14 protein-coding genes and 1 pseudogene are annotated in these 19,561 nt (G+C 72.3%); 7 read left to right on the top strand and 8 right to left on the bottom strand.

Annotated elements, in window-relative coordinates; translation table 11 throughout:
• Positions 1-36 precede the first annotated feature (36 nt).
• Together OG242_RS02850 and OG242_RS02845 are read right to left on the bottom strand one after the other, a co-directional pair.
• On the bottom strand, positions 37-1,878 hold the full coding sequence (locus OG242_RS02850) for an ABC transporter ATP-binding protein (RefSeq protein WP_405896633.1): 1,842 nt from the start codon (positions 1,876-1,878) through the stop codon (positions 37-39).
• Complete coding sequence (locus tag OG242_RS02845; protein ID WP_405896632.1) at positions 1,875-3,695, bottom strand: ABC transporter transmembrane domain-containing protein; 1,821 nt, start codon at positions 3,693-3,695, stop codon at positions 1,875-1,877. Before OG242_RS02845 ends, OG242_RS02850 begins: the two co-directional genes overlap by 4 nt.
• Positions 3,696-3,965: 270 nt before the next feature.
• Here OG242_RS02845 and OG242_RS02840 point away from each other — a divergent pair, with 270 nt between their 5' ends.
• Positions 3,966-4,709 carry a L,D-transpeptidase family protein gene (locus tag OG242_RS02840; protein WP_405896631.1) on the top strand — a complete coding sequence of 248 codons (744 nt, stop codon included), beginning with the start codon at positions 3,966-3,968 and terminating at the stop codon, positions 4,707-4,709.
• Between the two features lie 11 nt (positions 4,710-4,720).
• Here OG242_RS02840 and OG242_RS02835 read toward each other — a convergent pair whose 3' ends face one another.
• Both OG242_RS02835 and OG242_RS02830 read right to left on the bottom strand, forming a co-directional pair.
• Complete coding sequence (locus OG242_RS02835; protein ID WP_405896630.1) at positions 4,721-7,654, bottom strand: FAD-binding and (Fe-S)-binding domain-containing protein; 2,934 nt, start codon at positions 7,652-7,654, stop codon at positions 4,721-4,723.
• Between the two features lie 58 nt (positions 7,655-7,712).
• A complete protein-coding gene (locus OG242_RS02830; RefSeq protein WP_164634194.1) occupies positions 7,713-8,156 on the bottom strand; it encodes a MarR family winged helix-turn-helix transcriptional regulator in 444 nt (147 codons plus the stop codon).
• A gap of 176 nt (positions 8,157-8,332) precedes the next feature.
• On the opposite strand from OG242_RS02830, the gene OG242_RS02825 reads away from it, so the two are divergent.
• On the top strand, positions 8,333-10,138 hold the full coding sequence (locus OG242_RS02825) for an ABC transporter ATP-binding protein (RefSeq protein ID WP_405896629.1): 1,806 nt from the start codon (positions 8,333-8,335) through the stop codon (positions 10,136-10,138).
• 60 nt (positions 10,139-10,198) lie between these two features.
• Positions 10,199-11,065 carry an endolytic transglycosylase MltG gene (gene mltG / locus OG242_RS02820; protein WP_405896628.1) on the top strand — a complete coding sequence of 289 codons (867 nt, stop codon included), beginning with the start codon at positions 10,199-10,201 and terminating at the stop codon, positions 11,063-11,065.
• A gap of 46 nt (positions 11,066-11,111) precedes the next feature.
• On the opposite strand, the gene OG242_RS02815 is transcribed toward mltG, so the two are convergent.
• Positions 11,112-12,242 carry an NAD(P)-binding domain-containing protein gene (locus tag OG242_RS02815; protein ID WP_405896627.1) on the bottom strand — a complete coding sequence of 377 codons (1,131 nt, stop codon included), beginning with the start codon at positions 12,240-12,242 and terminating at the stop codon, positions 11,112-11,114.
• A 102-nt stretch (positions 12,243-12,344) separates the two neighbouring features.
• Here OG242_RS02815 and OG242_RS02810 point away from each other — a divergent pair, with 102 nt between their 5' ends.
• Together OG242_RS02810 and OG242_RS02805 are read left to right on the top strand one after the other, a co-directional pair.
• A complete protein-coding gene (locus OG242_RS02810; RefSeq protein ID WP_405896626.1) occupies positions 12,345-12,767 on the top strand; it encodes a YjbQ family protein in 423 nt (140 codons plus the stop codon).
• Between the two features lie 345 nt (positions 12,768-13,112).
• Positions 13,113-13,919, top strand: a pseudogene (locus OG242_RS02805) (aldo/keto reductase); the annotation flags it as partial.
• 236 nt (positions 13,920-14,155) lie between these two features.
• On the opposite strand, the gene OG242_RS02800 reads toward OG242_RS02805, so the two are convergent.
• On the bottom strand, positions 14,156-14,629 hold the full coding sequence (locus tag OG242_RS02800; protein WP_405896625.1) for an NUDIX domain-containing protein: 474 nt from the start codon (positions 14,627-14,629) through the stop codon (positions 14,156-14,158).
• A 183-nt stretch (positions 14,630-14,812) separates the two neighbouring features.
• Between OG242_RS02800 and OG242_RS02795 the strand changes: the two genes are divergently transcribed.
• Positions 14,813-16,417, top strand: a complete 1,605-nt coding sequence (locus tag OG242_RS02795; RefSeq protein ID WP_405896624.1) for a class I adenylate-forming enzyme family protein — start codon at positions 14,813-14,815, stop codon at positions 16,415-16,417.
• Complete coding sequence (locus tag OG242_RS02790) at positions 16,407-17,759, top strand: reverse transcriptase domain-containing protein (RefSeq protein WP_405896623.1); 1,353 nt, start codon at positions 16,407-16,409, stop codon at positions 17,757-17,759. The genes OG242_RS02795 and OG242_RS02790 overlap by 11 nt, the downstream gene beginning before the upstream one ends.
• Here the strand turns inward: OG242_RS02790 and OG242_RS02785 are convergent.
• Together OG242_RS02785 and OG242_RS02780 are read right to left on the bottom strand one after the other, a co-directional pair.
• Complete coding sequence (locus tag OG242_RS02785) at positions 17,719-18,717, bottom strand: polyprenyl synthetase family protein (protein ID WP_405896622.1); 999 nt, start codon at positions 18,715-18,717, stop codon at positions 17,719-17,721. The two genes, OG242_RS02790 and OG242_RS02785, sit on opposite strands and share 41 nt — an antisense overlap.
• A 98-nt stretch (positions 18,718-18,815) precedes the next feature.
• Positions 18,816-19,550, bottom strand: a complete 735-nt coding sequence (locus OG242_RS02780) for a thioesterase II family protein (RefSeq protein ID WP_405896621.1) — start codon at positions 19,548-19,550, stop codon at positions 18,816-18,818.
• Positions 19,551-19,561 lie beyond the last annotated feature (11 nt).

Below are 19,561 nucleotides of genomic sequence, written 5' to 3'. Positions count from 1 at the left end.
GCCCGGGGGCCGGTGGACCGGCCCCCGGGCTCTGTGTCACCCGTGCCAGGACCGCCAGAGCGCCGCGTACGCCCCGTCCGCCGCCACCAGCTCGTCATGGCTGCCCAGCTCACTGATCCGGCCCTGTTCGACCACGGCGATCACGTCCGCGTCGTGCGCGGTGTGCAGTCGGTGGGCGATCGCCACCACCGTGCGGCCCTCCAGCACCCGGGCCAGCGACCGCTCCAGGTTGCGGGCCGCCCGGGGGTCGAGCAGGGAGGTCGCCTCGTCCAGGACCAGCGTGTGCGGATCGGCCAGGACCAGCCGCGCCAGCGCGATCTGCTGGGCCTGCGCCGGGGTGACCACCAGACCGCCCGAGCCGACGTCGGCGTCGAGCCCGTCCTCCAGCGCCCTCGCCCAGCCGTCCGCGTCGACCGCCGCGAGCGACGCCCACAGCTCCGCGTCCTCGGCGTCCGTACGGGCCAGCAGCAGGTTGTCCCGCAGCGAGCCGACGAACACATGGTGCTCCTGGTTGACCAGCGCCACGTGCGACCGCACCTGCTCCGTCGCCATCCGCGACAGCTCGGCCCCGCCGAGCGTGACCCCGCCGGTCCGGGGAGCGTAGATCCCCGCCAGCAGCCGGCCCAGCGTCGACTTGCCCGCACCCGACGGGCCGACCAGCGCGAGCCGCGTACCCGGCGCGATGTCCAGCGACACCCGGTGCAGCACGTCGACCCCCTCCACGTACCCGAAGCGCACCTCGTCCGCCCGCACGTCACGGCCCTCCGGGGTGATCGCGGCGTCGCCCGCGTCCGGCTCGATCTCCCGGACGCCCACCAGCCGCGCCAGCGACACCTGAGCCACCTGCAACTCGTCGTACCAGCGCAGGATCAGGCCGATCGGGTCCACCATCATCTGCGCGAGCAGCGCACCCGTGGTGAGCTGGCCGACGGTGAGCCACCCCTCGATGACGAACCAGCCGCCCAGCAGCAGGACCGCGCCGAGGATCGTCGCGTACGTGATGTTGATGACCGGGAAGAGCACCGTGCGCAGGAACAGCGTGTACCGCTCCCATGCGGTCCACTGCTTGACGCGCAGATCGGACAGGGCGACCCGGCGCGCCCCCAGCCGGTGCGCCTCCACGGTCCGTCCGGCGTCCACGGTCTCCGCCAGCACCGCAGCGACCGCCGCGTAACCGGCGGCCTCCGAGCGGTACGCCGACGGACCCCGGCGGAAGTACCAGCGGCAGCCGATGAGCAGCACGGGCAGCGCCACGACCACCGCGAGGGCCAGCGGGGGAGCGGTGACGGTGAGGGCGCCGACGAGCAGCCCCACCCACACCACGCCGATCGTCAGCTGCGGCACGGCCTCGCGCATGGCGTTGGCGAGGCGGTCGATGTCCGTGGTGATCCGGGACAGCAGATCGCCCGTACCGGCCCGCTCCAGCACCCCCGGCGGCAGCCGCACCGACCGGACGAGGAAGTCCTCGCGCAGGTCGGCGAGCATCTCCTCGCCCAGCATGGCGCTGCGCAGCCGCATCATCCGGGTGGCCACCGTCTGCACGACGAGCGCCAGCGCGAACACCACGGCGGTGCGCTCCAGATGCAGGTCGCGCACGCCGTCGGACAGGTCCTCGACGAGCCCGCCCAGCAGATACGGGCCGACGATCGAGGCGATCACCGCCAGCGTGTTGAGCAGGGTCACCACGACGAACGGCTTCCGGTGGCGGCGCAGCAGCTGTACGACGTACGCCCGTACGGTCGTGGGACCGGCGACCGGCAGGGTCGTCGCCGTCTCCGGGGCCGCCGGGTCGTAGGCGGGTGGCTGGTGGGCGGGTGTGTGCCGGGCCGGTGTCCCGTGGGCCGGTGCGGCGACGCCGGTCACTGCCTCTCCTCTCATGCCCGTTCCTCGACTTCCTGGTTGGTGCCGATGCCCTCGTGCCGCTCAGGTGCGGCCGCGGGCGCCATCTCGTCGTCGGTGTCACGGGCGACGACCGCCCGGTAGCGCTCCTCGGAGCGCAGCAGATCGCGGTGCGTGCCGACCGCCACGACCGTGCCGCCGTCCACCAGCGCCACCCGGTCCGCCAGGTCCAGCAGCAGGGGCGAGGACGAGAAGGCGACGGTCGTACGGTGCGTGCGCAGCGCCTTGACGCCCGCGGCGACCCGGGCCTCGGTGTGCGAGTCGACCGCGGAGGTGGGCTCGTCGAGGACGAGGGTGTCCGGGTCGGTCAGCAGGGACCGGGCCAGTGCGAGCCGCTGGCGCTGGCCCCCGGACAGGGACCGGCCGCGCTCGGTGATCCGGGTGTCCAGCGGTTCGCAGTCCGGGTCGGGGGAGGCCTGGGCCAGCGCGGCCAGCACGTCGTCGCACTGGGCCGCGGTCAGGGCGGCCCCGGGCTCCACCCGCCCGGACGAGGGCACGTCCAGCAGCTCGCGCAGGGTGCCCGAGAGCAGCACCGGGTCCTTGTCCTGGACGAGGACGGCGGTCCGCGCCGCGGCCGGTTCCAGGTCGTCGAGCGGTACGCCGCCCAGCAGGACGGAGGGCGGCTCGGGGACGTCGGACGGGTCGGGCTGGGCGTGGCCGCCGAGGCGTTCCGCCAGTCGGCCCGCCTCGTCGGGGTCGCCGCAGACCACGGCGGTGAACAGGCCCTGCGGGGCGAGCAGTCCGGTGGCCGGGTCGTACAGGTCGCCGGACGGGACGGTGGTGGCCGTGGCCGCCCGGGTGGTACGGCGCAGCGACAGCACCCGCACGGCACGCTCGGCGGAGGGCCGCGAGAAGGAGTAGGCCTGCGCGATCTCCTCCACGTTCCGCAGGGGGAACAGCATCAGCGTCACCGCGCTGTACACCGTCACCAGCTGACCGACCTCGATCACGCCGTCCCGGGCGAGTGCGGCGCCGTGGATCACCAGGGCCAGCAGCAGGGCGCCCGGCAACAGCACCTGGACCGCGGAGATCAGCGACCACATCCGGGCGCTGTGCACGGCGGCCTTGCGGACCTCCTGCGAAGCGCGCCGGTAGCGGTCCAGGAACAGCTCCTCGCCCCCGATGCCGCGCAGGACGCGCAGCCCGGCCACGGTGTCCGAGGCGAGTTCGGTGGCCTTGCCGCCCTTCTCGCGCTGTACGTCGGCCCGGCGGGTGGCACGGGGCAGCAACGGCAGCACGGACAGGGCGAGGAACGGCATGGCGATCGCCACGAGGATGCCCAGGGACGGGAGATAGACGAGGAGCCCGACGCTGACCACGACGAGTGCCGCGGCGGCGGCCAGGAAGCGGGAGAGGGCCTCGACGAACCAGCCGATCTTCTCCACGTCACCGGTGGACACCGCCACCACCTCGCCCGCCGCGACCCTGCGCGTCAGAAGCGAACCCAGCTCCGCGGTCTTGCGGGCCAGCAGCTGCTGGACCCGGGCCGCGGCGGTGATCCAGTTGCTGATGGCGCTGCGGTGGACCATGGCGTCGCTCACCGCGGTCAGCACGCCCAGCAGCGCGGTCAGCGCGCCGGCCAGCGCGAGCCGGTTCCCGGACCGGTCGACGACCGCCTGGACTGCGAGCCCCACCGCGAGCGGGTAACCCGCGATCGAGCACTGGTGCAGCAGCCCCCAGAGCAGGGACTTGAGCTGGCCGCGAATCTGATTGCGGCCCAGCCAGATCAGGAAGCGGGGACCCGAACGGACGTCGGGATCGCCGGGATCCGAGTACGGAAGATCGCGAATGTGCATGACATCCCAAAGGATCGGAAGAAACCGGGCCCGCGAGGCGCAGCGGAAGCGCGTCGGGGCAGCACTGGATCGCCTGCGGGCTGCGCAGACGGGGGAACCAAACCGTGCAAGCCTCGCGTAGCGCCGGGGACGCGGCAAACGGTTTTATGCCGGGGGAGAGGGACAGCGCGTAGAGCTGCGCGGGCAGGGGCGGGTAAAGATTCGGCACGCTTTCGCCGGGCGGGCCCGGGGCGGGCGAAGGCGCACATCGCCAGGTGCGAGCATGGACGAATGCATATAGCCGGTGCGGTACGAGTGGTGGTCTCGGCGGCCGCCTGTGGTGTCCTGCTCACGACCCTGACGTCCTGCGGCAACGGGGACGACGCGCACAAGGGCGGCGCCGACAGGCCGGCCGCTGCCGAGAAGGGCCGTACGAAGGCTCCGACCACCGACCTCAAGCGCATCCCCGATGTGGGCGACCGGCTCCAGTCTAAGATCCCGGCCGAGTCCCGCCAGGTCGTCGCCGTCTACGGCGAGGGCAAGAACTCCGCGGACTCCACCGTCGTGCTCTACACCAAGTCCGGCTCGACCTGGGACAAGACGGCCGGCTGGAAGGGCCACAACGGCAAGAAGGGCTGGACGGCGGACCATCACGAGGACGACAAGCGAAGCCCCGTCGGCGTCTTCACCCTCAGCGACGCGGCCGGCGTACTGCCCGATCCGGGCGCCCGCATCCCGTACACGCAGACCGCCTCGATCCAGGCGCCGCACTACTGGGCCAAGTCCCACTGGCACGACTTCGACTACGTCATCGCCATCGACTACAACCGGGTCAAGGGCACGCCGCCCAACGACCCGACGCGCCCGCAGGGCCAGTCCAAGGGCGGCAGCATCTGGCTGCACATGGACCACGGCAGTGGCACCTCGGCGTGCGTGAGCGTCTCGAAGCAGGCCATGGAACAACTACTGCGCACCCTGGACCCGAAGCAGCACCCGGTCGTCGTCATGGGCGACCGGGCCAGCCTCCGCGCCTGACGGGTCGCCGCTCAGGCGGGCCCCGGGCGGGTCGCCCACTCCAGTTCCATCAGAGCCGAGTGGTACGAACGGCCCGTCGCCCGGTCCATGCCGATCTCGCACATCCGGTTGGCCGAGAGATACGCGTCGTACTCCCGGGGCCGTACCTCGGCCGCCTCCTTCGCGGTGGCGGACTCCGTCAGCTCCTTGTGCAGCATCCCGCGGTCGCCCGCGAATCCGCAGCACGCGGCATCGTCGGGGATCACGGCCTCGTGCGCGCAGGCCTCCGCGACGGCGCGCAACTGAGCGACGTCGTCCAGGTGTTCCATGGAACAGGTCGGGTGCACCACGGCCGAATCAGACTTCCGCAGCACCGTCAGCTCCGGCAGCAGCTCGTCCGCCGCCCAGACCAGCGAGTCGACCACCGTCAGCTCGCGGTGCAACTGCCGGTTGTCCTCGGTGAGATACGGAACGACCTCATGGGCGATGCCCAGCGTGCAGGAGGAGGCGTCGACGACCAGCGGCAGTCTTCCGCCGGCCGTCCAGCCCCAGGCGGCCTCCACGATCCGGTTCGCCATCACGGCGTTGCCGGAGTCGTACCCCTTGGAGTGCCAGATCGTGGCGCAGCAGGTCCCGCTGACGTCGTCCGGGATCCAGACGGGCTTCCCCGCACGGGCCGACACGGCGACCACGGCCTGCGGCAGGGACGGGCCGCGATGACTGTCCGGGCTGCCGAAGATGCGGTTGACGCAGGCCGGGTAGTAGACCGCGCTCGCCCCCGCCCGGGAGGTGCGCGGCAGCTTACGGGAAGCGGCTCCCGGCATCTCCGGCAGCCACTCGGGGACCAGGTCGGGGCGCACCGCGCGGCGGGCGAGCCGGGTGACGCCCTGCAGCAGCCGGTCGTCGATCCGGCTCGCCGCGGCGAGCGCGAGCCGCGCCGCCGTCTCCGCCTTGCCGAAGTGCTTGGCGGCGAGCGCGGCGATCCGCTCCTCGCGCGGGGAGTGCCGCTGGTGGCGGAAGTCCTTCATCATGGCGCCCGTGTCGATCCCGACCGGACAGGCGAGCTTGCAGGTGGAGTCACCGGCGCAGGTGTCCACGGCGTCGTAGCCGTAGGCGTCGACGAGACCCGTCTCGACGGGCGAACCGTCGGGCTGCCGCATCATCTCCCGCCGCAGCACGATGCGCTGGCGCGGTGAGGTGGTCAGGTCGTGGCTGGGACAGGTCGGTTCGCAGAAGCCGCACTCGATGCACGGGTCGGCGACCGCCTCGACCTTCGGAATGGTCTTCAGCCCGCGCAGATGGGCCTTCGGGTCGCGGTCGAGGACGATCCGCGGGGCCAGGACCCCGTCGGGGTCGATGACCTGCTTCGTACGCCACATCAGCTCGGTCGCCCGCGGACCCCACTCCAGTTCGAGGAAGGGGGCGATGTTGCGGCCCGTCGCGTGCTCCGCTTTGAGCGATCCGTCGAACCGCTCCACCGTCAGCCGGCAGAAGTCGGCCATGAAGGCGGCGTAGCGGTCGACGTCGGACGGGCGCGCCGCGTCGAAGGCCAGCAGGAAGTGGAGGTTGCCGTGCGCGGCGTGACCGGCGACGGCGGCGTCGAAGCCGTGCTCCGCCTGGAGCGCGAGCAGCGCCTCGCAGGCGTCGGCCAGCCGGGAGGGCGGGACGGCGAAGTCCTCCGTGATCAGCGTCGTCCCCGAGGGGCGGGAGCCGCCGACCGCGGTGACGAAGGCCTTGCGTGTCTTCCAGTAGCCGGAGATGGTGCGGGCGTCCCGGGTGAACTCGTTGGTCACCGAGGTGACGGGCCGTACCAGCTCCAGCTTCCGCACCACATCGGCCGCCGCCCGCTCGTACGCCTCCTGGCCCTCCTCGTCCGGGGCCCGGAACTCCACCAGCAGCGCGGCGGTCGCCTTCGGGAGCCCGGCCCAGTCGGCGGGGACGCCCTGCACGCTGACGGAGGCGCGCAGGGTGTTGCCGTCCATCAGCTCCACGGCGATGGCGCCCGCCTCGTTGAACAGCGGCACAGCGGCGGCCGCGGCCGTCAGTGAGGGGAAGAACAGCAGCGCCGTGGAGATCCGGCGGTCCAGCGGCAGGGTGTCGAAGACGACCTCGGAGATGAAGCCGAACGTCCCCTCGGAGCCGACCATGAGGCCGCGCAGGATCTCCACCGGGGTCGAGCCGTCCAGGAACGCGTCCAGCCGGTAGCCGTTGGTGTTCTTGATCTCGTACTTGGCCCGGATGCGGTCGGTGAGTGCGGCGTCGGCCTCGATCTCCGCCTTGAGCGCCAGCAGCCCCTCGCACAGGCGCGGCTCGGCCCGGGCCAGCTCCTCGTCGGCGGCCGGATCGCCGGTGTCCACGACGGTGCCGCTGGGCAGCACGAAGGTGAGCGAGGAGACGGTCCGGTACGAATTACGGGTGGTGCCGGCGGTCATGCCGGAGGCGTTGTTGGCGACGACCCCACCGACCGTGCACGCGATGGCACTGGCCGGGTCGGGGCCCAGCAGCCGGCCGTGCCGGGCGAGGGCCGCGTTGGCCCGTACGACCGTCGTCCCGGGGCGGATACGGGCGCGGGCGCCGTCGTCCAGGACTTCGACGCCCGCCCAGTTCCGCCGGACGTCGACCAGGATGTCCTCGCCCTGGGCCTGGCCGTTGAGACTGGTGCCGGCGGCGCGGAAGACGACGTTGCGGCCCCTGCCGTGCGCGTACGACAGGATCGCGGAGATGTCGTCGATGTCCTCGGGGACGAGGACCACCTGGGGTACGAACCGGTACGGGCTGGCGTCGGAGGCGTACTTCACCAGGTCGGAGATCTTCCAGAGCACCTTGTGCGCGCCGAGCAGGGCGGTCAGCTCGTCGCGCAGTGTCTCCGGAGTGCCCGCGGCCTGCGCGTCGGGGACGCGGTCGTGGGCGGGCGGGCGCACCGCCGAGGGGCGCAGGGTGTCGGGGTCCGGCTCCAGCAGCGGCATGATGGTTCTCCTCGGCGGCTTGTCGGTCCGGCGGCTCGGCGCCGCTTCCCGCGTCCGGTCAGCAGCGGCGCTCCGGCATTCCGTTGACCAGGGCGGTCAGCAGGCCGCCGAGCACCTCGCGCTGGTCGGCGGTCAATGGAGCCAGGATCTCCTCCGCGGCCGCCCGGCGCGCGTCACGCAGCGAGCGGAGCGTGGCGATGCCCTCGTCCGTGATCTCGATCCTGACCACCCTACGACTGTCCGGATCTGGGACACGGCGCACCCTGCCACCGGCCTCCAGGGCGTCCACCAGCGTCGTCACCGCGCGCGGGACCACGTCGAGACGCTGCGCGAGATCCGCCATCCGGGGCGGTCCGTCGTAGTGCGCGACGGTGCGCAGCAGCCGGAACTGCGCCGGCGTGATGCCGATCGGCTCCAGCTGGCGGCTCTGGATGCGCTGGAGCCTGCGCGTCAGCCGCAGCAGCTGTTCGGCGAGCACGCCGTCGGGGTCGGGGGAATCCATGGGGACAACACTATCAGGACCCTGTTCATTGTGAGTATGGGTAACAATGAGCTATGCTCCTGTTCGGCTCGACTGTCACGGTCGCGATTCCCGCGTCCGGGCGGCCCTGCCCGCACGCAGTCCGGGCGCGCCCGCCACCCTCGGCCGCGCCCGCCGCACGCCCCACGAAGGAGCCCATGAAACCCGACGAACCCACCTGGACACCCCCGTCCAAGGACGCCGCCCAGCCACCCGCCGAGCTGCGCAGGATCCTCCGCCTCTTCCGCCCCTACCGCGGCCGCCTCGCGGTCGTCGGACTGCTCGTCGGCGCCTCGTCGCTGGTGTCGGTCGCCTCGCCGTTCCTGCTGCGCGAGATCCTGGACACCGCCCTCCCGCAGGGGCGGACCGGGCTGCTCACGCTGCTCGCCCTCGGCATGATCCTCACCGCCGTGATGAACAGCGTCTTCGGTGTGCTGCAGACCCTCATCTCCACCACCGTCGGCCAGCGCGTCATGCACGACCTGCGCACCGCCGTCTACGCACAGTTGCAGCGGATGCCGCTCGCCTTCTTCACCCGCACCCGCACGGGCGAGGTGCAGTCCCGGATCGCCAACGACATCGGCGGCATGCAGGCCACCGTCACCTCGACGGCGACCTCACTCGTCTCCAACCTCACCGCGGTCATCGCCACCGTCGTCGCCATGCTCGCGCTCGACTGGCGGCTCACCGTCGTCTCGCTGCTCCTGCTGCCGGTCTTCGTCTGGATCAGCCGCCGGGTCGGCCGCGAACGCAAGAAGATCACCACCCAGCGCCAGAAGCAGATGGCCGCCATGGCGGCCACCGTCACCGAGTCGCTCTCCGTCAGCGGCATCCTGCTCGGCCGCACCATGGGCCGTTCCGACTCGCTCACCCAGGGCTTCGCCGAGGAGTCCGAGCGGCTGGTCGACCTCGAAGTGCGCGCCAGCATGGCCGGCCGGTGGCGGATGTCGACGATCGGCATCGTCATGGCCGCCATGCCCGCCGTCATCTACTGGGCGGCAGGCATGGCCCTGCAGTCCGGCGGACCAGCCGTCTCGATCGGCACCCTCGTCGCGTTCGTCTCGCTCCAGCAAGGCCTCTTCCGCCCCGCAGTGAGCCTGCTCTCCACCGGCGTGCAGATGCAGACGTCACTCGCGCTCTTCCAGCGGATCTTCGAATACCTCGACCTCACCGTGGACATCACCGAGCCGGAGAACCCGGTGCACCTCGACAAGATCCGCGGCGAGGTCCGCTTCGAGAACGTCGACTTCAGCTACGACGAGAAGAGCAGCCCGACCCTCAGCGGCGTCGACGTGACCGTGCCCGCGGGAGCGGGACTGGCCGTCGTCGGCCCCACCGGCTCCGGCAAGTCCACCCTCAGCTACCTCGTGCCCCGGCTGTACGACGTGACCGGCGGCCGGGTGACCCTCGACGGGGTCGACGTGCGCGACCTCGACTTCGACACCCTCGCCCGGGCCGTCGGCGTCGTCTCGCAGGAGACCTACCTCTTCCACGCCTCGGTCGCCGAGAACCTGCGCTTCGCGAAGCCGGACGCGACCGACGAACAGATCGAGGCAGCGGCCCGCGCGGCGCAGATCCACGACCACATCGCCTCGCTCCCCGACGGCTACGACACCCTCGTCGGCGAACGCGGATACCGCTTCTCCGGAGGTGAGAAGCAGCGCCTGGCCATCGCGCGGACGATCCTGCGCGACCCGCCGGTGCTGATCCTCGACGAGGCGACGAGCGCCCTCGACACGCGTACCGAATTCGCCGTGCAGGAGGCGATCGACGCCCTGTCCGCCGGACGCACCACGATCACCATCGCCCACCGGCTCTCCACCGTCCGCGACGCCGACCAGATCGTCGTCCTCGACGGCGGCCGCACAGCGGAACGCGGCACCCACCGAGAACTGCTCCAGCAGGACGGACGGTACGCGGCACTGGTCCGCCGGGACACCGAACTGACCCCGGTCGGCGGCTGATGACCGACCGCCGGGAACAGCCTCCCCCGAGACACGACCGGCGCGGGTTAGCGTGCCCGCATGGCGCACCAGACCCCGGAGACCCCGCCCCCGGTCACCCCGCCCCGCCGCAGGACGCGCCTGACCCGACGCGGCCGCCTGACGCTGCTCACCGGCGCCGTCCTCGTCCTCGTCGTGGCCGCAGCCGTGCTCGTCCCCCTGCTCACCAGGGAACCGAAGACCGAGAAGACCGCCCGCACGCTGGTCATCCCCGAGGGGTGGCGCGCGACCCAGGTCTACGCGGCCGTCGACAAGGCCCTCGGCGAGCCCGCCGGCACCACCACGAAGGCCGCACCGACAGCGGACCTGCCGCTCCCGGCCGGGGCGAAGGGGAACCCCGAGGGCTACCTGTACCCGGCGACGTACCCGGTCACCTCCGCGACCACCACGAAGAGCCTGCTGCGCTACATGGCCGACACAGCGGTCGAACGCTTCGGCGCGGACCACATCACCGCCGGCGCGCGACGGAACGACGTGACCGTCTACCAGACGGTGACCATTGCCAGCATCGTCCAGGCCGAGGCCGACACCGAGGCTGACATGGGCAAGGTGGCCCGGGTCATCCACAACCGGCTCGACCGGGGCATGCCGCTCCAGATGGACTCCACCCTCAACTACGCGATGAACCGCAGCACGCTGGACACCAGCACGGGTGACACGAGGATCGAGAGCCCGTACAACAGCTACGCCCGCAAGGGCCTCCCGCCCACCCCGATCGGCAATCCGGGGGAACAGGCGATGACCGCGGCCATCAACCCCACCGCGGGCCCCTGGCTGTACTTCGTCACGGTGGCCCCGGGCGACACCCGCTTCACCGACGACTACGCGGAACAGCAACGCAACGTCGCGGAGTTCAACCGGAACCGCCGGGAGTCGGGGAAGGGGTGAGAGGCCCGCGGCGTGTGGGCTCGAGGGGTGCAGCCTTGCGCGGATCTCAGACGTACGCGGCGGCCCGGGCGAGGTCCTGGACCGGCGCTCCGGCCGCCTCCGCACTCGTAGCCCCGCCCCCAGACGCTCGCCCCAACAGCTCCATGACCTCCCGCACGGCGGCGCGCCCGGCCCGGTTGGCGCCGATGGTGCTGGCGGAGGGGCCGTAGCCGACCAGGTGGATGCGCGGGTCGCGTACGGCGCGGGTGCCCTCGACACGGATGCCGCCGCCGCGCTCACGCAGCCGGAGCGGGGCGAGATGGTCGATGGCTGCGCGGAAGCCGGTGGCCCAGAGGATGACGTCCGCGTCGACACGGCGGCCGTCGTCCCAGGCGACACCGGACGGCGTGATCCGGTCGAACATGGGCAACCGGTCGAGTACCCCCGACTCGCGGGCGCGCCGGATGGCGTCGTTGACGGGCAGCCCGGTCACGCTCACCACGCTCTGCGGCGGCAGCCCCCGCCGGACACGGTCCTCCACCATGGCCACGGCCGCCCGCCCCTGGCCCTCACCGAAGGGCCCTTCCCGGAAGACGGGCGGTCGGCGCGTGACCCAGTGGGTCTCTGCCGCCACCACGGCGATCTCCATCAGATGCTGGGTGCCGGAGGCCCCGCCGCCGACGACGACCACCCGCTGCCCGGCGAACTCGGCCGGGCCCGGATAGCCGGCCGTGTGCAACTGCCGGCCCCGGAAGGTCTCCTGCCCGGGGTAGCGGGGCCAGAAGGGCCGGTCCCACGTCCCCGTGGCGTTGATCAGGGCGCGCGTCGCGTACGTACCCTCGGAGGTCTCGACGAGCAGTCGTCCGCCTGCGCCCTCTCGTACGGCGCCGACCTCGACCGGCCGGTGCACGCGCAGCCCGAAGGCGCGCTCGTACCGGTCGAAGTACGCGCCGATGACCTCGGACGAGGGCCGCTCGTCGTCCGCACCGGTCAGCCGCATCCCCGGCAGCGCGTGCATACCGTGCACCTTGCCGTACGTCAGCGACGGCCACCGGAACTGCCAGGCGCCGCCGGGCGCCGGTGCGTGGTCGAGGACCACGTAGTCCCGGTCCGGCTCCAGCCCCACGCGCCGCAGGTGATACGCGGCGGACAGCCCCGCCTGCCCGGCACCGATCACCACGACGTCCACCGACCGCATCCCGATATCGTTCACGCTTCTACCAACTACGACGGGCCCACGGAACTTCCCGTGGGCCCGTCGCTCAACGGTTTCGCCCCCGGCCCACGGCAGGATGGGCCCATGTCTTCTGCCTTCGCCACCACCGTCTTGCAGCTCACGACGGGCTCGACGGAGACCGTCACCGACCTGACACCGGACTGCGAGCAGTTCCTCACCCGGGCAGCCTCCGGCCGCGACGGCCTGCTCAACATCTTCGTCCCGCACGCCACCGCCGGAATCGCCGTCCTGGAAACCGGCGCGGGCAGCGACGACGACCTCCTCGCCACCCTCCACACCCTGCTCCCGGCCGACGACCGCTGGCAACACCGCCACGGCACCCCCGGCCACGGCCGCGACCACGTACTCCCGGCCCTGGTACCCCCACACGCGACCCTGCCGGTGATCGCGGGACGCCTGGAGCTGGGGACATGGCAGTCGGTGTGCCTGGTGGATACAAATCGCGACAATGCAAACCGTCAGGTCCGCCTGTCATTTTTCGGGTAGGGCTGCGTCTTGCCGTCGCTGTGGGAGTGATGTCCGGCCGCACCAAGTGAGAGAGGTCCAGCTCTGGGCAGGACTGGACGAGCAGTGCTGCGCGGCGATGTGCGCCTGGGGAGGGTGTCATCCGCGAGGAACTCGGCATCACCCGCATCGAACGCGTGCTGACCGACAACGCCTGGGCCTGCCCTTTGTCAGGCCATTGCCGGCAGTGGGCTGACGTCCGCCGCCGGGGCGCCCGGGGATTCCGCCCCTGGGAGCCCAGGAACGCTTGACCTGGAGTGCACTTCAAAATGCAGACTCCTCATCGAGCCCGGACTACCGGGCCGAATGGGAGAACAACCATGAAATGACGGGGGACAGGGCGGTCACAGCGAGAACGTCCTGGGCCGGTGGCGGCGCAGCCGGGGCGTCGGTGACGAGATCGTCATCGCCACCAAGCTCGGCGCCCGTCCCCTGGCTCCCGGCACCGGCTTCGTCGACAACCCGGAGGGTCTGTCGGCCAAGGCGATCCGCGAAGCGGCCGAGGCCAGCCGGGAACGGCTGGGTGTCGACAAGCTGGACCTGCTGTACGCACATATCGACGACCATTCCGTACCGCAGCAGGAAACCGTCGAGGGATTCGGCGCCTTGGCCGCGGAGGGTACGGTCGGACTCCTCGGCGTCAGCAACCAGGCGATGTGGCGGGTCGAACGGGCCCGGGCGCTGGCCGCCGCGGCCGGGCTGCCCGGATGCGAGGTTCTCCAGTACCAGCACAGCCACCTGCGCCCCCGGTTCGACGTGCCGAGCGACCTCTTCCCGGACGGCAGCCTCGGCCACGCCGGCCCCGAATTGTTCGGCTACCTGCGGGCTGAGCCCGCCCTGACCCTCGTCGCCTACTCCCCGCTGCTCGCCGGTGCGTACGTACGCGAGGACAAGCCGCTGCCGCCGGACTACGACCACCCGGGTACCCCGGCCCGGCTCGTCGAGCTGCGTTCCGTCGCCCGGGAGACCGGTGCCACCGTCAACCAGGTCGTCCTCTCCTGGCAGATCGGCGGCGAGCTGCCGGTCATCCCGCTGGCCGGGGCGTCGTCCCTGGCGCAACTGGAGGAGAATCTGGCCGCGGTGGACCTGGAGCTGACAGTTGATCAGCGAGCCCGGCTCGACGCCGTCCACTGACGGTCACGCGGCAGATCGGGGGGCTTCGGCGCCGTAGCCCGGACAGGCGACCGTTCCGTTGCTGAAGAGGTCTACCGGAAGCAGATCCGCCACGTGATCCAGGCCGGGCCGTGGTCATGCGCGGCCTCTTCGAGGGCGATCACGAACGGCGGTAGTCACGCCGCAACGCCAGAGGGCCCAGTGCAACTTGCACACTGGGCCCTCTGACCGGGCGAGGCCTGGAGGGCCACCTGTCGTCAGCCGGCCGGGGCCGGCTCGTCGGTCCAGCCCGCGACGGAGAACGCGGCCTCGTCGCGCAGCGCGGTGAGGGCGCCGGCCACCTGGGGGAGCAGCGGGGAGGGCAGTTCGTCCTCGGAGAAGAAGCCGATCCGGCAGCAGCGGTCCGGCTCCATGTTGCGCGGCTCGCCGGACCAGTGCAGAGCCTCGAAGAAGACGCTGACGCGGGAGGCACCGGCGCGGTTGCGGTGGTGCATCAGATGGCGGAAGGCCAGGTCCTGCGTCTCGACGACGATGCCCGTCTCCTCGGCCAGCTCCCGGACCGCACCGGCTGCAACGGACTCGTCCGCGTTCAGGTGGCCGCCGGGCAGCTGCCACCAGCCGCCGCCGGGGAGTTGGAGGGCACGCCTGCTGAGCAGCAGCCGCCCGTCCCGTTGTCGGAGGACGGTGTGCACGTGGACGACCGTGGTGAACCGGTCAACTGATTCCAGCATCAGGAGCCGCCCTAAAAGTGATCGAAACCGGAATGACACGGGGGAATCGGCCTGGCAGGGCGATCTGACGTGGCATCGCCTGGAGTGCGCCAGTAACAGTATCGCTCTGTCGTGTTGTCGCATAGGATGCGTCAGCTCGTGATGCCTGTGGATCCATCGCCGTTCCCACCGCAAGGGAGCAGAATGCCTGTGCTCACCTCCGGCTTACCTCCCGCTGACGCGCCGTACAAGCGGCCGGAGCACTGGGCGGCTGTCCTCCCCGACCGGGTGGCGGTCGCCGGGCGTGGCCCCGACGACTCGCTCACGTACGCGCAGTGGGACGCGGCGGCCGACCGGCTGGCGGATGCCCTGGAGGCACTGCTGCACGGCCCCGGCCCGGTGGCGGTCCGGATGCGGATGCGTGCCGAGTGGCCGTTGGCCGGCCTGGCACTGGCGAAGCTCGACCGCCGCATGGTCGTCCTCGACCCCGCGGCGGACGCCGCACGGATCCGGCAGGCGCTCACCGAGACCGGCAGCCGAGCGCTGCTCTTCGACGACCCGGCGGCCGAGGTCCGGCAGCACGGCGCGCTGTGGGAGGGGCTGGACCTCGTCCCAGTTGCCGTCGACCCCGGCTCCGGGTGGCTGCGTTCCGGCGCGGACACCCTCGCCGGGCTGCTCGCCCGCCCCGCAGGCATCCGGCGCGTCAGTTTCACCGACGCGCCGCTGGTGCTGTACACCTCCGGCACCACCGCGGCAGCCCGCTGCATCACCCGTCCCGCCGCCACGGACCGGGACTCGATGCGCGGGAAGCGGGAGTACCGGCGGGACATCGCCACCAGTCGGCCCGCGGGCGACAACGACCAGGTGCTGCTCACGCTGCCCCTGCACCACGGCGCCGGCCAGGCCCAGCTGCGCCGGGCGTCGGCCACCGCCGCCACCGTCCACCTGCACGAGCCGTTCGACGCGGCCCGTGTCCCGGGGCTGATCCAGGAGCGCCGCATCACCCACTGGGCCACCGTCTCCGCCCAGTTGAGGCAGTTGAGTGCCCTGCCTGCGGCTGTGCTGGCCGGCCACGATCTGACCTCCCTGCGGGTGCTGAGCGTCGGCGCCGACCCGGTGCCCTTCGTGCTGCGCGAGTGGCTGGCGCAGGCGCTGCCGCACGTGGGGCTGTACGAGAGCTACGGCGCGACCGAGGTCGGCCCGGTCGCGTGGACGGGGCCGAGGGAGGGAGCCGTACGGGGTGGCTTCCGCGGCAGGCCGCACCGCAACGTCGAGGTGCGCGTCGTGGACGCCGCAGGCCGGGACGTACCCGAGGGCGAAGTGGGGGAGCTGCTGGTGCGCACACCGCTGTCCGTCCCCACGGAGGCGTTCCCCGACGGGTACACCCTGATCGGCGACGTGGGCCGGCTCTGCGCGGACGGCACCCTGCATGTGCTGGGACGCACGGCCGACTGCGTGTGGGCGGACGGGGCCGTCCTGCACCCGGGTGAGATCGAGGAGGCCGTGCTGAGCCACCCCCTGGTCGACGACTGTGTGGTCGTCGCCGGGCCCGCGCCGGCGGGGAACGGCACCGCGTGGACGGCGTTCTGCGAGGCACCGGGCCTGACCGGTGCGGAGCTGGCCCGGGAACTGGCCGGCTCCCTCCCGGCTGACAGTGCGAGGAGCACCGGTGAGGCGGTGTTCGTGGAGGTGGTGGGGGAGTTGCCGCGCAACGCGATGGGCAAGGTGCCGCGCTGGACGCTGCGCGAGCGGACCGGCCGGGGCACCCCGGTGCCGGCCCGCGGGGAGGTGCCCGGACATGTCCGCTGACACCAACGTCACCGCGGAGGCGCTCGACCGGGCGTGGGCCCAGGTCCGCTCCGAACTCGCCGCCGACCCGCTGCCCGACCCCGCCGCGGCGGCGCGGTTCGCCGGACAGTGGCCGCAGGTACGCGCCCGCCTGCTCGCCGACCTGGCCGACGGCCGGCACCGGCCCCGGCCGTTCGAGATCGCGGAGGTGCCCAAGGGGGGCGGCGCGCACCGCCCGGTGCCGCTGCTCGACCTCGCCGACCGCGTCGTCTACGCGGCCCTCGTCGGCGAGATGGCCATCCGCATCGACGCGGCCCTCGACGACCACGTGTTCAGCAGCCGGCTGGACACGCAGGGCCGCCGGCGGCACTCCGGCGGGCGCGAATGGCTCAGGTTCGAGGGCGCCGCCCGCGTCCTGCACCGCGACCACGGCGGCAGGGCGCTGCTCGATACCGACGTGTCCGCCTTTTTCGAGACCTTGGATACCACCGTCCTGGCCGCCGACCTCGCCGCAGTGGGAGCGCCGGGGGGCCGGATCGAGAGGCTGCTGGACTTCCTCACGGGGCTCACCGCCGGCTCGGCCCTGCGGGGCCTGCCGCACGACCAGGATGCCACCGCGATCCTCGGCAACCTCTATCTCGCCCCCGTGGACCGGCTGCTGCGCGGCGAGGGGCTGGGCTTCGTCCGCTACCTGGACGACATCAAGGTCTTCGCGCCGGAGGCCGGCAGGCTGCACTCGGCCCGGCAGGCGGTCGAGGACGTCCTCGGCGCGCGCGGGATGGCCCTGGCGCCGCACAAGACGGAACTGCGCGAGGGCGACGCGGTCCTGGCCGGGCTCACCCCGCTCGGCGACGACCCGCGGGAGTTGTTCGACCGCGCGGTGGCGGACGGCGCGGTCCGTCGACGCGAACTGCGCTTCTCGCTCGCCCTGCTGGGCCGCGCCGGTGATACCCACGCGGTGCCGTGGGTGGCGGAACAGGTGGGCGTGATGCCCGAGTCCGCCTCCCACTTCGCGGGCTATCTGCTTGCCGCGCTGCCCACGAGGCCGCCGGCCGCCGGGCTGTGGCCCGCGGCCCTCGACAAGCTGCACGCGCTGCTCGCCGGGGACGCAGGTGAGACGATGGGGGCGACCGGGGAGGTCCACCCGTACACGGCCTTCCACCTACTGCGAGTGCTGACCGCGGTGCCCGGGGGCGACCAGCGGACGGCGCCGCTGCTGCACCGGTTCGCCGACGGCGACGCGTACCCGGGCTATCTGCGTCGCGCCGCCGGGGTGGCGCGGGCCGCGGCCCGATCGGACGCCGCGGCGAGCAGCCGCGCGGTCAGCGCGCCCGATGCACCGCCAGGTCGCACAGGATGCTGAGGGCGTCGGTCGCGGGCCCGGCGGGCAGCCCCTTCAGCAGCATCCGGGCCCGGTCCGCGTAGTCGGCGCAGTCCTGCCGCGCCCTCTCCAGCGCTCGGTGACCGCGCATCAGCGTCAGCGCCTCGGCGTGCCGGTCGTCGTTCGTCACGCCGCCGTCCAGTAGCTCCAGCAGCCGGGCGTCCTGAGGGCCCGCATCGGCCCGCAGGTAGAGCACGGGCAGGGTCGCCACGCCCTCCCGCAGGTCGGTGCCGGGCGTCTTGCCCGACTGCTCGCTCTCGCTGGTGATGTCGAGGATGTCATCGGCAAGCTGGAAGGCCACACCGATGTTCTCGCCGAACTCGGTGAGGTCGGAGACGATTCCGCGGTCCGCGCCGGACATCAGCGCGCCGAACCGCGCGGACGTGGCGATCAGCGAGCCCGTCTTGTCGACGATGACGTCGAAGTAGTGCTTGAGCGGGTCGTCGTCCTTGCGGGGGCCGAGGGTCTCCTTGATCTGGCCGGTGACCAGCCGTTCGAAGGTCACCGTCTGGATCATCACCGCCTCGGGACCGAACCCCGCGAGGATCTGCGAGGCCTTGGAGAACAGGAAGTCGCCGGTGAGGATCGAGACCGTGTTGCCCCAGCGGGCGTTGGCGCTCGGTACGCCCCGCCGCAAATGCGCCTCGTCCATCACGTCGTCGTGGTGCAGGGTGGCCAGGTGGGTCAGCTCGCAGGCGGCGGCAGTCGGTACGACGCCCGGGGCGCCCGGGTCGCCATACTGCGCGGCAAGCAGCGAGAGCGCCGGGCGGAAACGCTTGCCGCCGGCGTCCAACAGGTAGCGCGAGGTCTCCGTGACTGGCCGGTAGACGGTATCGGTGGCCGCCAAGAGGGCCTTGTCCACCGCCGCCATGCCCGTGGTCAGGCCGACGACGAGCTCCTTGTCGAGCATCCCGGCGTTGAACGGTCCGAGATTCAGCATCTGGGGTCTCTCCTGGTGCCGGCGGGCGCCTCGGGGAGCCCGGGAAGGGTGGGGAACACGGACCGGGCGGCCCCTGGGGGCCGAGCGACCGGGTGGACTCAGGCGGCAGAAAGCCGCTGGTCGAGCAGGGGACGCAGGACGGCCGTCACCTCGGCGGTGTTCGCCTCGACGACGAAGTGGCCGCCGGGAACGGTCAGACTGTCCACCCGGCCCTTGGAGAAGTCCGCCCAGGCGCGGGCGGAGTCGGGGGTGACCACGGGATCGTCGGCGCCGGCGATCACGATCAGGTCGCAGCTCACCGGTGCGGGGCACGACCGGGCGTAGTCCTCGAACAGCTCCATGTCGGCCCGCACGATCGGCAGCAGCAGATCGCGCGAGGCCGGGTCGTCCAGCAGGTGGTGCACCGGACCGCCGTAGCGGGCGGCGAAGGCGGCGAGGAACGCCTTGTCGTCGAGTCCGGCGACCGGTGGCAGCAGCGGCAGCAGGCTGGGCGCCGCGCACGACAACAGCACCACGGCGGCCGGCGGCCGGCCCACCGCCTCGGCCCGCCGCGCCAGTTCGAAGGCCACCAGTGCTCCCATGCTGGAGCCCAGCAGTACGAACGGGCGGTCCCAGCGGTCCACCAGCTCGCCGCAGAGCAGGTCGACCATCCGGTCCATGCTCCGCACGAGCCGCTCGCCGGGGCGCAGCAGGTGCCCCGGGTAGTCGGTGGTGACGACTTCGTGGCCGGGCAGCTCGTCGGTCCAGGAGCGGAACGCCATGCTGCTGCCGCCGGCGTACGGCAGGCAGAACAGCAAGGTGGCGTCCCCGTCCGTGGAAGGGGATGTGGGCACAGGATTCGTCA

This window comes from Streptomyces sp. NBC_00727 (assembly GCF_045161745.1).
Lineage (GTDB): Bacteria > Actinomycetota > Actinomycetes > Streptomycetales > Streptomycetaceae > Streptomyces.
This window is presented reverse-complemented; position numbering and strand designations above follow the sequence as displayed.

Bases quoted from the DNA above. Each gene is read 5' to 3' on its own strand.
- OG242_RS02850 (WP_405896633.1), bottom strand. From the start codon at position 1,878: ATGAGAGGAGAGGCAGTGACCGGCGTCGCCGCACCGGCCCACGGGACA.
- OG242_RS02845 (WP_405896632.1), bottom strand. From the start codon at position 3,695: ATGCACATTCGCGATCTTCCGTACTCGGATCCCGGCGATCCCGACGTC.
- OG242_RS02840 (WP_405896631.1), top strand. From the start codon at position 3,966: ATGCATATAGCCGGTGCGGTACGAGTGGTGGTCTCGGCGGCCGCCTGT.
- OG242_RS02835 (WP_405896630.1), bottom strand. From the start codon at position 7,654: ATGCCGCTGCTGGAGCCGGACCCCGACACCCTGCGCCCCTCGGCGGTG.
- OG242_RS02830 (WP_164634194.1), bottom strand. From the start codon at position 8,156: ATGGATTCCCCCGACCCCGACGGCGTGCTCGCCGAACAGCTGCTGCGG.
- OG242_RS02825 (WP_405896629.1), top strand. From the start codon at position 8,333: ATGAAACCCGACGAACCCACCTGGACACCCCCGTCCAAGGACGCCGCC.
- mltG (WP_405896628.1), top strand. From the start codon at position 10,199: ATGGCGCACCAGACCCCGGAGACCCCGCCCCCGGTCACCCCGCCCCGC.
- OG242_RS02815 (WP_405896627.1), bottom strand. From the start codon at position 12,242: ATGCGGTCGGTGGACGTCGTGGTGATCGGTGCCGGGCAGGCGGGGCTG.
- OG242_RS02810 (WP_405896626.1), top strand. From the start codon at position 12,345: ATGTCTTCTGCCTTCGCCACCACCGTCTTGCAGCTCACGACGGGCTCG.
- OG242_RS02800 (WP_405896625.1), bottom strand. From the start codon at position 14,629: ATGCTGGAATCAGTTGACCGGTTCACCACGGTCGTCCACGTGCACACC.
- OG242_RS02795 (WP_405896624.1), top strand. From the start codon at position 14,813: ATGCCTGTGCTCACCTCCGGCTTACCTCCCGCTGACGCGCCGTACAAG.
- OG242_RS02790 (WP_405896623.1), top strand. From the start codon at position 16,407: ATGTCCGCTGACACCAACGTCACCGCGGAGGCGCTCGACCGGGCGTGG.
- OG242_RS02785 (WP_405896622.1), bottom strand. From the start codon at position 18,717: ATGCTGAATCTCGGACCGTTCAACGCCGGGATGCTCGACAAGGAGCTC.